General features: G+C 33.8%; 11 protein-coding genes. 9 read left to right on the forward strand and 2 right to left on the reverse strand.

What is annotated here, in order from left to right; genetic code table 11:
* The first annotated feature begins 286 nt into the window (after positions 1-286).
* From HPE56_RS19245 to HPE56_RS19275, 7 genes are all read left to right on the forward strand, one after another.
* Positions 287-802, forward strand: a complete 516-nt coding sequence (locus HPE56_RS19245) for a hypothetical protein (RefSeq protein ID WP_188245374.1) — start codon at positions 287-289, stop codon at positions 800-802.
* Between the two features lie 969 nt (positions 803-1,771).
* Positions 1,772-2,845, forward strand: a complete 1,074-nt coding sequence (locus HPE56_RS19250; protein ID WP_188245375.1) for a hypothetical protein — start codon at positions 1,772-1,774, stop codon at positions 2,843-2,845.
* 943 nt (positions 2,846-3,788) lie between these two features.
* Entirely contained in the window at positions 3,789-4,190 is a 402-nt protein-coding gene (locus HPE56_RS19255) for an Imm10 family immunity protein (RefSeq protein ID WP_188245376.1), read from the forward strand.
* Between the two features lie 161 nt (positions 4,191-4,351).
* Positions 4,352-5,584, forward strand: coding sequence for a serine hydrolase domain-containing protein (locus HPE56_RS19260; RefSeq protein ID WP_188245377.1), 1,233 nt, complete (start codon positions 4,352-4,354; stop codon positions 5,582-5,584).
* Between the two features lie 219 nt (positions 5,585-5,803).
* Entirely contained in the window at positions 5,804-6,550 is a 747-nt protein-coding gene (locus HPE56_RS19265) for a DUF459 domain-containing protein (RefSeq protein ID WP_188245378.1), read from the forward strand.
* 286 nt (positions 6,551-6,836) lie between these two features.
* Positions 6,837-8,099: a serine hydrolase domain-containing protein gene (locus HPE56_RS19270; RefSeq protein ID WP_223170387.1), complete on the forward strand. Its 1,263-nt coding sequence runs from the start codon at positions 6,837-6,839 to the stop codon at positions 8,097-8,099.
* A gap of 417 nt (positions 8,100-8,516) precedes the next feature.
* Positions 8,517-8,984: a DinB family protein gene (locus tag HPE56_RS19275; protein ID WP_188245380.1), complete on the forward strand. Its 468-nt coding sequence runs from the start codon at positions 8,517-8,519 to the stop codon at positions 8,982-8,984.
* Between the two features lie 258 nt (positions 8,985-9,242).
* Here HPE56_RS19275 and HPE56_RS19280 read toward each other — a convergent pair whose 3' ends face one another.
* Both HPE56_RS19280 and HPE56_RS19285 read right to left on the reverse strand, forming a co-directional pair.
* Complete coding sequence (locus HPE56_RS19280) at positions 9,243-9,416, reverse strand: hypothetical protein (RefSeq protein WP_188245381.1); 174 nt, start codon at positions 9,414-9,416, stop codon at positions 9,243-9,245.
* A 186-nt stretch (positions 9,417-9,602) separates the two neighbouring features.
* Positions 9,603-9,965: a hypothetical protein gene (locus HPE56_RS19285; protein WP_188245382.1), complete on the reverse strand. Its 363-nt coding sequence runs from the start codon at positions 9,963-9,965 to the stop codon at positions 9,603-9,605.
* Between the two features lie 460 nt (positions 9,966-10,425).
* Here HPE56_RS19285 and HPE56_RS19290 point away from each other — a divergent pair, with 460 nt between their 5' ends.
* Positions 10,426-11,187 (forward strand): hypothetical protein, encoded by a 762-nt coding sequence (locus HPE56_RS19290; protein WP_188245383.1) that lies wholly within the window; start codon positions 10,426-10,428, stop codon positions 11,185-11,187.
* Between the two features lie 256 nt (positions 11,188-11,443).
* On the forward strand, positions 11,444-11,644 hold the full coding sequence (locus HPE56_RS19295; RefSeq protein ID WP_188245384.1) for a hypothetical protein: 201 nt from the start codon (positions 11,444-11,446) through the stop codon (positions 11,642-11,644).
* Positions 11,645-11,930 lie beyond the last annotated feature (286 nt).

Below are 11,930 nucleotides of genomic sequence, written 5' to 3' on the forward strand. Positions count from 1 at the left end.
AGATCGTCCTTGACTTTTTTTAAATACATATTCTTAAGGTTTTTATCAAACAGTAAGATAACGTACTTTTATAAACAAACTAAAAGCTTCCGAGGTACGAGGATTAGTTCAACACCGTATATAATTTATTGCTAGTTCTAGCCTATTTACGAAAATCCTCGCGGATTATTTATTCCGTTTTTATTTACTAAATTACTTGCCAAACCACGCAACAAACCATATACAACAACGTTGTGCGTCACCTTAAAAAACCGAACGCTGAATGAAAAACCTAATAAAAAATTAAATGAAACATACTCAAAAACATCTCGAAATTTCTGAACATAAGGACTTTTATGAGAAAAGTATTTCAAAGTTAACAGCCGAACAAAAAGTTGAATTTGAAAATTTAGTGATTAGACTTGAAAATGCTGGCGCAAAAAAACCATTAGGCTGGGCTTCAAGTGAGATAACTGAAAAAATTCCACAATTTGGACGTTTTTTAGTTCTGAAATCTTTCTTTGATATTGCAAAATCAACAGAAGTGAATATTTCTATGGCAAGTGAATTTGATGAAGATATCGAAGAAAAACTTGAAGAAATTAAGGAAAAAATTGGCGAAGAAAAATTATTTGACTTTTTGTTGTCATATTCCAAGGGAATGATTTATAATCTTGTTGAAATTATTGACGAGGGAAACAGAGAAATTGAGCGTGACAAAATTAGTTGGACACTTATTAAAACAGATGAAAATTCGGAACCAACTGGACAGATAATACAATCGCTTCACGAAGATTTTTTAGAATTTGAAGACGAAATATAAAAGGCGAACACACAATCGAGTGGATGGCTCCGCCATCAAATGACGGAGTGCACCCCTCACACCACCGCACATACGGGTCTCGTATACGGCGGTTCGCAATCCATCTTTTCAATCGCTCTTTACACCAATCGAAACTATTCTGTACTTTTTTAAAGGGCTACAGATTTTCTGGGGGTTGCCCATTAACGAAATTCAATGCTCCCTGAATAATTTCCAGAAGGACTGCGTTCGGTCCTTCCCCACTTGTGAGACCTATACAGCTTTCTGTAACTCGTGTCCTGTGGGTACTATGACCTCGGCTGACTTCTCCACTTAACCAACCCGTGGTTATGCCATACGCCAGCTGGCTCGTTCACTAAAAATGTCTGCTAGACATTTTCTTTACGCTCCGCCCTCCAGGTAAGAGCGTCTTCTTTCTTCTGATCCCTGCCTTATCTACTATTTCGGTTATCACTTTACGTGTTTTGGACTTTACAATGATGTGCTTGCTTATCCAACCTAATAGCCTCATATAAGGTTCCTGTTCGTCAGTACCAGAATTTGTAGTCCTACTTTCTTCAGATGTAATCTCACGATTACCACCCTTGCAGCTTACTAATGGTTCAAAGAGCCTGTCCTGAGCGAAGTCGAAGGGTTACCCCTGCCCATAAGGGACTTGCACCCTCTAAATGAATTAGCTACCTTTCTGTAGCTAAAAGACGCCCATACTGGGCACACACACCGTGTATAATTAATTGCTTGGGCAAGTGCTTATTTGGAAAATTCCTTCGGAATTTTCTCGGGTTCGTTTTTGTTTACTAAATTAGTTGCTTAACCACGCAACTAACCATACACATCAACGTTAGCAAACATTACCCACATCAAAATCCGATTAATTCCTCGAGCTAACGAGTGAAAAAAGGCTGAAAAGTGGAAAATATTATTAGGTGATTATTAATAACTAAATTTGACGTTAGTCAAGATTAAAAAATGAATAGAAAAATAGTACTTATATTTATTTTAGTTGGGATATGTACTACTTTATTGAAGTGTACTCTAAATGAAAAAGAGAAAATTGGTGTCTTTGGCCATCTACAAGATGATTTTGGAAACCCGTTGGGCAACGTATCTATTTTCTATAAGAGCAATTTAACTTCTGTACAAACAGATTCCCTAGGAAATTATACAATAGATACCCCAAGAATAGTTTTTATAGAATTTAAAAAAGAAGGCTATCAAACATTAGCCACTAAAATTGATAACTTTTCAGAATTAGGTTCTTATAATTTAAAAACAGTTATTCTAAAAAAAACGAATACGACAGAAGTTGAATATAAAGACCTTTACCATACTACTAAACCTAAACAACAAAGTTTAAAATTGTCTGGTAACGTAATAACTATTTTTAATGACCCTATAAAAAACACAAAAGTTACGTTAATGGATAGCACCAAACACAGTACTACTTCTGAAACTCAAGAATACAATAGAGGTTTTTTCTCTTTTAGAAAATATAATCACGAGCTTTCATTAGAAAAAAAAGGATTTAGAGCCTTAAAAATAAGCCTATATACTTATGAAGAAAATAATCCAAAAATAAGATTATTAGAAAAATCAAATAGAAAAGGAATATCTTTAATTAATTCTAGGAACTATATTTCTTTACCCAAAACTAACCTTTTACAGAAATCTAAAAGTAAAGAAACTACCTACTTATTAGTATTTGCAGGTCGTTCTTCAACAACCGATTTTTTCTACCCAAACAACAAACATCAATTTAAAATAGAAAAAGATACGTTAATTCGTTTTGCGATTTTTAATGAAGGCAATACCAAGTTGTGTAAAATAAAAGATACTAGCAATTATTTATGTACGGTAAAACATAAATATGGGTCTAGTTTTACAAAAGGAAATTTTGTAGAAGAAAAAGTGATTTACCCATCAGAATTATGCATCGACTGTTCTGATGAACCTTCAATCGTGGAATTAAAATTGGATACAATTGGTAGTAATTATGTATTTGTAAATTCAAAAAATAAAAAAGGATATTATTTTACATATTAATAAAGAGCAAATTATGGAAATAGAAACGTTTGCTAATCGAGTGGATGGCTCCGCCATCAAATGACGGAGTGCACCCCTCACACCACCGCACATACGGGTCTCGTATACGGCGGTTCGCAATCCATCTTTTCAATCGCTCTTTACACCAATCGAAACTATTCTGTACTTTTTTAAAGGGCTACAGATTTTCTGGGGGTTGCCCATTAACGAAATTCAATGCTCCCTGAATAATTTCCAGAAGGACTGCGTTCGGTCCTTCCCCACTTGTGAGACCTATACAGCTTTCTGTAACTCGTGTCCTGTGGGTACTATGACCTCGGCTGACTTCTCCACTTAACCAACCCGTGGTTATGCCATACGCCAGCCGGCTCGTTCACTAAAAATGTCTGCTAGACATTTTCTTTACGCTCCGCCCTCCAGGTAAGAACATCTTCTTTCGCTCAATAACTGCCGTATCTACATAATCATCCTTTTGGTTCTCATGGGGCGTTACAATGATGTGCTTGCTTACCCAGATGAATATGCCTCTGTATACGGTTCCTGCTTGGTTTATCCTGAGCGCAGCCGAAGGGTCAGTACCGAGTTTTGTAGTCTCGCTTTCTTCAGATGTAACTTCGCAGTTACCACCCTTGCGACTTACTAATGCTTCAAAGAGCCTGTCCTGAGCGAAGTCGAAGGGTTACCCCTGCCCATAAGGGACTTGCACCCTCTAAATGAATTAGCTACCTTTCTGTAGCTAAAAGACGCCCATACTGGGCACACACAACGTATATAATTAATGGCTAGTTTTAGCTTACTTACGAAAATCCTCGCGGATTTTCTATCTGGTGTTTATTTGCTAAATTAGGTGCTTAAACACGCCACTAATCGTATACAAGACCGTTGTAAGCAATTAAAAACCAAAACTGCGGAAACCAATATTCTGAAAAAAAGCGAATTAATTATGGAATTTAAAGCAGACAAAATATTTGCCGATTATGATGAAAATGAATTGCTGATTATTGCATTTTCAGGAAAAACAGGAAATGAGGATATTTATTTAATAATTCAAGATGCATTTGACAGAAAAGATGAGCAAGAAATTGAGTTAGGAATGAATACTTTTCATATTGAAATTAACGACCAATCAAGAAGTGGATATGGAGGGATTTCGGAAATAGAACTTTGGAAAAATATGTTGTCTATAAAACTCGATAAAACGGGAAAGGAAAACTTAAAAGTTGAAAACGAAATAATAAATATTGGATTGAATATTAACGAAAAGGAGTTTGTAAATTTGACTGAGAAACTGAAAGTGATATTTGAACCTGAAAAGAAAATAATAACTGCTTACAACACCGTATAAAAAAAATTGCTGTTTTAGTGCTTAATCAAAGGTCGTTGCGTGTTTGTAACGTCTGATTTTCCTTCGGAAAATCCTCGCATACAAACCCGCAACTATTCTTATACATAAACGTTACCTGCAAGCTGAAAAAACGACCGAGGATTAAAACAAACAACTAATAAATGAAAAATCTATTTTTAATCATCTTACTTTCAACAATGATATTTTCGTGTAAACAAAAAAACGAAACAAAAAAAACACTCGAAAAAAATCATACTGCAATAAATGATACATTGACTAATAACTTGCAATTAGCTTTTGATAAAGATGCGATAATCGGATTTTCAGTATCTGTGGTGGACGAAAATGGATTGATTTATGATAAAGGATTTGGGTTTACAGATATTGAGCAAAATAAGCCTTACACATCAAGTACAATTCAAAACATAGCTTCAATATCCAAAACACTTATAGGAATTTCCTTATTTAAAGCACAAGAGTTAGGTAAATTAAATATTAATGACCCAATCAACAAATATTTGCCTTTCAAAATTGTTAATCCAAACTATCCAGAGAATCCAATTTTAATTAAACATTTGGCTTATCACACATCTTCAATTATTGACCTTGATGAGATTTACGCAAAATCGTATGTTTTAAAAAAATCTGAACACGAAGAAAACGAAGGTGTATTTGACTATTTTAACAAACCTGAAACTAAGATTTCATTATTAGAATTTATTCAAAATAGCTTGACCGAAAATGGAAAATGGTACTCTAAAGGGATATTTTCCGACACAAAACCGGGAGAAAAAAGAGAATATTCAAATATAGCTGCTGCTCTTTGCGCACAGATAATAGAATCTGCAACTGGACAGGATTATCAGTCTTTTACTAAAGACTACATTTTGAAACCATTAAAAATGAATAATTCTGGCTGGACATCAACTGATATTGATTCTACAAAACGTTCAAGGTTATTTGCAAACAAAGAGAAAATGATTGCGGAATATTCGCTTATAACTTATGCCGATGGTGGATTTCTAACATCGAGTAGCGATTTAGGTTTATTTTTATCAGAATTAATAAAAGGCTACGATGGAAAAGGCAAATTACTCAATAAAGAAAGTTATAAAAAACAATTTGAAAAACATAATTTTTCAAATAATGGAAAGAATGAAACTTATGGGATTTTCAATGAATTTCGTGATAATTTTTTAAATGTCCAAAATAATATGATTGGTCATAACGGCTCTGACCCAGGTGTTTTTACAGCGATGTACTTTAATCCAAAAACTAAAATCGGAAAAATAATTCTGGTAAATACCGATACAGATTTTACAGATAATGTATGGCCAGAAATAGAAGAAATATGGAAATCTTTATCTGATTATGAAAATGCAATGAATAAATAAAAGCCTGCAGGTAACAATGTGTATTGTTAATACGGGTTTTAGTGCTTAATCCAAAGTTTTGTGCATATTTACTAAGTCCGTCAAATCATTTTGATTTGACTTTAGTACAGAAAAAGATAAAAGCAAACAAAATGCTTTGCCTCGTGCTAAATTGAAAGTCTGCTGACTTTCTATTCCCGCACTAACAATACACAAAACGTTAGCAAAAATTTAAAAAAAATGAAAACCTATTTATTAATAATATCTTTTAGTCTTACCTTAATTTCTTGTAATCAAAATGAGTTTGTATTTAATGCAGGAATTGGAGGCAATACTACTATTGATTTGTTGAATAGAATTAACGAAGACGTCATTGATAAAGAGCCAAATATTGTGATAATTATGGTTGGAACAAATGATATGTTGAATTCCAAAAAAATGATTTCATATATTGAATATAAACAAAATCTGACAAGTATTATACATAAATTAAAACAAGAAAACATTAAAATTGTTTTATGTAGCCCTCCAACTGTTGATTCAATTTTCCTTTTCGAAAGACACAACAAAAAATTATTTACAGAAAAGCCAAACAAAAAACTTGATTCAATATCTAATATTATCGACAAATTATCTACCGAAGAAAATATAAGTTTTATAGACTTAAATACTAAATTTCGTGAAATGAATATTCCAATTCATAACAATGACAATTATATACAAAATAAAAAAAACAGCAACAAAAGAGATGGAGTTCACCCAACTGAATTAGGATATTCTTTAATCGCCGAAACAATATTTTCATTTTTAACAGAAAATAATTTAATAAATCAAAAAACGAAAATTGTCTGCTTTGGAGACTCAATCACTTTTGGTGTTGGTGCTAAAGGAGAAGGAACCTCAAATGGAACTACATATCCAGCAATTCTAAAAGAAAATATAACAAAAACTTTTGCTAACACCGGTAACCGTTGCACAAGCCTTTAATCAGACATAATATCATCGATATAAGCCTCTCCAAGGGGCTTTTTTTTATGCATACCTAAAGTTACGATCCTTGTCCCTATCGCCATAGATCGACAAAGACTTTTTTCTTAACTTGTGCAACAGGCACAATGTATAACCGCAATTACGGCGGATTCGACCACGTCCGAATCCACTCGGAATTGCTAATGTCTGCGCCAAACAGAAAATAATCGCATATTAACCCGTAACTGACGGTTATACTAGACCGTTATGCTCAATTTCTAAAAACCGAACATCCTTGAAAAAAATGAACTATTTCAGACTATTACTTCTCTTATTAATTGTTTCATATTCAAATTTATTTGCTCAAACTTATGATGGTTTTTCAAACGAGGAAATTCAGTCCGTATTTAAGCAATGGAATATGGATAATTGGGATGATGGAGGTGAAATATCTCGTTATATATTTTTAAATATGCCTGAATTTTGGACTCACGCCATAATCAATAGAGAAGGAAATGTTAAAAGCCTAAAAGAAGATTACCGCAAAGAAATCGAGGAGTTTGTTGTTACTTCTGAATTAGGACAAATGACACTTCAAGACTATGTCAAAACTTGCGACAAAGTGGATGGTATGATAATATTGCAAGGAGACCGTATTGTATATGAAGCCTACCCAAGAATGTTTTCAAACGATAAGCATCTTTACTGGTCAGTATCTAAAGTATTTGCTTCAACTCTTATAGCAGTTTTGGAAGACAGAAAACAACTTGATGTAACAAAACCAATAGAACATTATCTACCTGAACTTAAAGGGTCTGGATGGGAAGGTGTACCCATAATTGACATTCTTGATATGGCTTCAGGAATTGATTGTCGTGAATGGGTTGATGGCGCTTTTGAAAACCCTGAAACTTGTTACTATCAATTTGAAGCAGCTCTTGGATTTCTAAAACGAACAGAAAAAACCGCAGACAATGCTTTTGAGCACATTAAAACCTTATCATCTGCAAAAACTTCTGGAGAAATATTTGAATATACTTCAGTGAACACTTTCGTTCTCTCTTGCCTCATAGAAAGAATCACAGGTCTTTCTTATGCAGAAAATATTGAGCGTGAAATTTGGCGAAAAATTGGTGCGGAATCTGATGCATTTATTACACAAACAAATGGCACGAGTGTATCTCACGCAGGAATCAGTTCTACACTTCGAGATTTAGCTCGATTTGGCTATATGTTTTTAACCGATGGTCGTTCAGGTGATAATACTTTCGTTTCAAATGAATATTTCGATAAGATTCAAAAGCAAGGTCGTCCTCATTTGATTACTGCATACGGTTCTGAAAATTACACGCTTGATAAAGAAGCTGTTCATCACAACACCTATCAATGGGACAAAGTAATGGAAGACGGAGATTTTTATAAAGGTGGATTTAGCGGACAAGGTCTTTACATTTCACCTTCTCGCAATTTAGTGATAGCCTTTTTTGGAACTGCCGATGATAATGGAGTTTATAACGAATTAGATGATATTTCAAGACAAATTGCTAAATCAGATATATTTGATTAATAATAGAATTGAATTAAAAAGAGCATAACATTGGTAACCGTTGCACAAGCCTTTAATCAGACATAATATCATCAAAATAAGCCTCTTCAGGGGCTTTTTTTTATACCTACCTAAAGTTACGATCCTTGTCCCTATCGGCAATGATCAACAAAGACTTTTTTCTTAACTTGTGCAACAGGCACACAACCTATAAACAATACAGGCTTAGGGCTTTAACGCAGAAGTCTGTGTATATTTATAATGTCGCGAAATCTTTGGCCCCGAAGCGTCGGGGTCGCTTTGTACAAGAAAAAAATAAAACAAAACCAAAAGATTTCGCTATGTGTGTGGCGCAAAGTAAACGGTAGTTTGCTCCCGTACTGTTCATAGCTAAACCGTTGGCTGTAATGTAAAACGACATTCCCGAAAACAAAGAAAATGACCCAATCTGAACTTATAATTTTAAATTTTACAGAAATAAGGAGAAGAAGTATAAAACTTTGGAATGGACTACCTGAGAAATATTATAATTGGAAACCTGACGAAAAAGCTATGAGTGCGTCAGAAATGATAAGACACGTTTTGGAAGCTGATTATGGATGGAATCTTATTATTAATCAAAGAGATATGACAAATTATAAAACACCTTGGGAAAACCGACCATTCATTAACGTTACTGATGAACTTGAATTTGCCGAACCTTATAGAAAAACATTTATAGAAAGTGTATGGCAATTTTCGGATACGGAATTAAACGAAACCGAAATCATTCATCCAGGGAACGGAGAAAAGAAAATACTTGGAAAATATCTATTGCGGATTGGATATCACGAATCAGTTCACGCAGGACAATTTTTGTCGTATTTAAGAGCAATGAAAATTGATAGACCAAAAATATGGGATTAAAAAAACACTACAGCCAACAATGTATAACCGCAATTACGGCGGATTCGACTACGTCCGAATCAACTCGGAATTGCTAATGTCTGCGCCAAACAGAAAATAATCGCTAATTTAACCCGTAACTGACGGTTATACTAGACCGTTGTGCATAATGCGAAAATCGCACAAAACATCAACATTTGAAATAAAAATGTTAACAACCGAATCACAATAATAATTAATAAAAATAATTAAATATTTACACCTTTTAACGGTATGTTTTTATTTGGCATCAAACCAAAAATCAACAGTTATCTTTTCCGCTGTTGAACTTGGTTCTTGTCTATTTTGACCTCTCATTCCGCCACGTCCACTTCCATTTCCTCTACGTCCGCCACCACTTCGCATCCCTTGGTTTTGACCTTGACCTCTTTCTTTGTTTATATTTCCTTCCATTTTATTTGAAACAACACCAATGGATAGTTTAGAAAAATCACTATTTTCTTTGGATAATATTTTTGTTTTTGGAATTTTAATTGAAAATTCAAATAATTGACTCGAAGCTGTATAATGGTTTTCAATCGCAATATCTAAAGTATTTAAGTCCTTATTAAACTCTTGCTTTTCTTCAAATGAACTATATTAAGCTTCTGCAGGTAGTTTTTCAATCATACTATTTAAGTCAATAGTATTTGAGTCATTATTTCCTCGGGAACCTTGGCGAGATTGTCTTGGTTCGGTACTATAGGGATATTTTACATACACATCCTTTTTTTTCTTTCCCTTGATGTCGTAATAAACGGTAAGGCCTGTTCTAATTATTGACATAGAGGTCTTTGTGTCTGTAGTACTTATGTTTAAGTAAACATAATTGTCATCTTGTGAAACTTTATATAAAATGTTCTCATTGGATACTTGTGTTGTATCCGCGGGAAAATTTGTTGTATTTGAAGCAAAAGAATAAAGGCTTGAAAGTAGTGTAAGTAAAATCGCTAAATGTTTCATTTTTTGTAATTATTAGAGTTTAGAATTCTGATTTAAATATTCATACGATATAAAGACTATTCTATTTTAAAAAAGTTTAATTATTTCAAAAAAAATAAAATTCTAAGTTCCAATAACTGTAGCATAGACTTCAATATAGCTTCCAGCCCACAAAATCATAAAAATCTCATCGATAAAAAAAGACTTTCTGTCTAGACAATTACCCCAAACGTCTATCGGTTGATCGTAAAATATAATAAAATTTCACCTTTGTAGTGTTACATCAATTCATTTAAAAGCTAAAATTATAGCTCATCCTTCCAGATTTTTTCAGTGTCAGTTTTCTTTTCCTCAAGGCGATGTCACTGTGAATTCCCAAAATATGGAAGTAGGTTTTATGGTTAAAGAAGTTTTGTAGCGGACTAAAATAATTAGGACTAAGAAAAACAAAAATTAACGAGACTGAAATAAAACAATAACCATGAAAATAAAATTAGCGATCCTACATTTCTTAATTTGTAGTGTTATTATTGCCCAGGATGAATCTACGTTTATGGGGAGTGAAGATAATATTGAATACAAAGCAAATTTTGATGGTAAAGATTTGTATGTAACACTACATGCAGAGTTCAAAGAGACCATGCAAGTTATGCTTCACCGTGGGTATACAATATATTTTGATGTAAAAGGGAAGAAAAAGAAAAATGTAAGCATACAATACCCTTTAAAAACAGAGCTTCCAGAAAAAGGTACTAGGCCTGAAAGAGGTGAGCGTAGCGGAAATGGCGAGCAAAATGGTCCGGATATCAATAAAATGCTAGAAAACCTTCCAAAAACGGCAAATTATACAAGTTACGATTCATCTCAAGATTTTAATTTGGATTTAAATAGTTTGGGAATTGAAATGAATTATAGTTATGAAGAAAGTACGGAAGTGGGTCCAATTTTAGAATTCCATTTAAAGATTCCTGCTTCAAAGATTATAAAGGAAAATGAAGATCTCTCAAAATTATCTATTGGAGTTGTTTCTACCAAGCAAGAACAACAGGAAAACCGCTCACAACCTACTATGACAACTGGTGGTAGACAAGGTGGTCGTTCTGGAGGTGGTCGTTCTGGAGGTGGCCGTTCTGGTGGCCGTGGAGGTGCCGGAAGAGGAAATGGTGGCGGACTACCACAAGGTAATGCAACCCAACAAGAGGTAAAGTTAGATTTTTGGTTTGAACTTAACCCTAAAAAATAATAAGATTACGAATACTTATTTAAAAACCGGTTACTAAATTGTAACCGGTTTTTTTATTTAAAATTTTTAAATAATTCGTGATATGTGATCACTTGTAGGGGTGTGCAAAGCAATTAATTTAACGTAAGGATGACTTGCCCAAAAATCCCGTCGATAAAAAAAGACGTTCTATATAGACAATTAGCCCAAACATCCATTACTTTATTAAGGTAGCATTTAGTTTCACATTTGTAGTATTAATGTAAAACACACAAAAATGAAATTATATCTCATCATAGCGAGCTTTTTAATCGTGCAATTTTCAAATGCACAAGAGGCTTATAATACTTCAACACCAAAAGTGTGGTCTTTAGACGAATGTATTGCCTACGCCATAGAAAACAACATAACTGTTAAAGATGCACTTTTAAATACCAATATTGCAGAAGTAAATTATGACAGGGCAAAATCAACGTGAAAAGCACTATGCACAACAACGGTAACCGTTGCACAAGCCTTTAATTAGACATAATATCATCAAAATAAGCCTCTTCAGGGGCTTTTTTTAATACCTACCTAAAATTACGATCCTTGTCCCTATCGGCAATGATCGACAAAGACTTTTTTCTTAACTTGTGCAATAGGCACAAGGTATAACCGCAATTACGGCGGATTCGACTACGTCATAATCCACTCGGAATTGCTAAGGTCTGTGCTAAACCGAAAATTAACGCATATTAACCCGTAACTGACGGTTATACGAG

Source organism: Maribacter aquimaris (genome assembly GCF_014596745.1).
GTDB classification, from domain to species: domain Bacteria; phylum Bacteroidota; class Bacteroidia; order Flavobacteriales; family Flavobacteriaceae; genus Maribacter_A; species Maribacter_A aquimaris.

What these genes read in the sequence shown, in the direction of transcription:
- HPE56_RS19245 (WP_188245374.1), top strand. Translation starts at nt 287, where the DNA reads ATGAAACATACTCAAAAACATCTCGAAATTTCTGAACATAAGGACTTT.
- HPE56_RS19250 (WP_188245375.1), top strand. Translation starts at nt 1,772, where the DNA reads ATGAATAGAAAAATAGTACTTATATTTATTTTAGTTGGGATATGTACT.
- HPE56_RS19255 (WP_188245376.1), top strand. Translation starts at nt 3,789, where the DNA reads ATGGAATTTAAAGCAGACAAAATATTTGCCGATTATGATGAAAATGAA.
- HPE56_RS19260 (WP_188245377.1), top strand. Translation starts at nt 4,352, where the DNA reads ATGAAAAATCTATTTTTAATCATCTTACTTTCAACAATGATATTTTCG.
- HPE56_RS19265 (WP_188245378.1), top strand. Translation starts at nt 5,804, where the DNA reads ATGAAAACCTATTTATTAATAATATCTTTTAGTCTTACCTTAATTTCT.
- HPE56_RS19270 (WP_223170387.1), top strand. Translation starts at nt 6,837, where the DNA reads ATGAACTATTTCAGACTATTACTTCTCTTATTAATTGTTTCATATTCA.
- HPE56_RS19275 (WP_188245380.1), top strand. Translation starts at nt 8,517, where the DNA reads ATGACCCAATCTGAACTTATAATTTTAAATTTTACAGAAATAAGGAGA.
- HPE56_RS19280 (WP_188245381.1), bottom strand. Translation starts at nt 9,416, where the DNA reads ATGGAAGGAAATATAAACAAAGAAAGAGGTCAAGGTCAAAACCAAGGG.
- HPE56_RS19285 (WP_188245382.1), bottom strand. Translation starts at nt 9,965, where the DNA reads ATGAAACATTTAGCGATTTTACTTACACTACTTTCAAGCCTTTATTCT.
- HPE56_RS19290 (WP_188245383.1), top strand. Translation starts at nt 10,426, where the DNA reads ATGAAAATAAAATTAGCGATCCTACATTTCTTAATTTGTAGTGTTATT.
- HPE56_RS19295 (WP_188245384.1), top strand. Translation starts at nt 11,444, where the DNA reads ATGAAATTATATCTCATCATAGCGAGCTTTTTAATCGTGCAATTTTCA.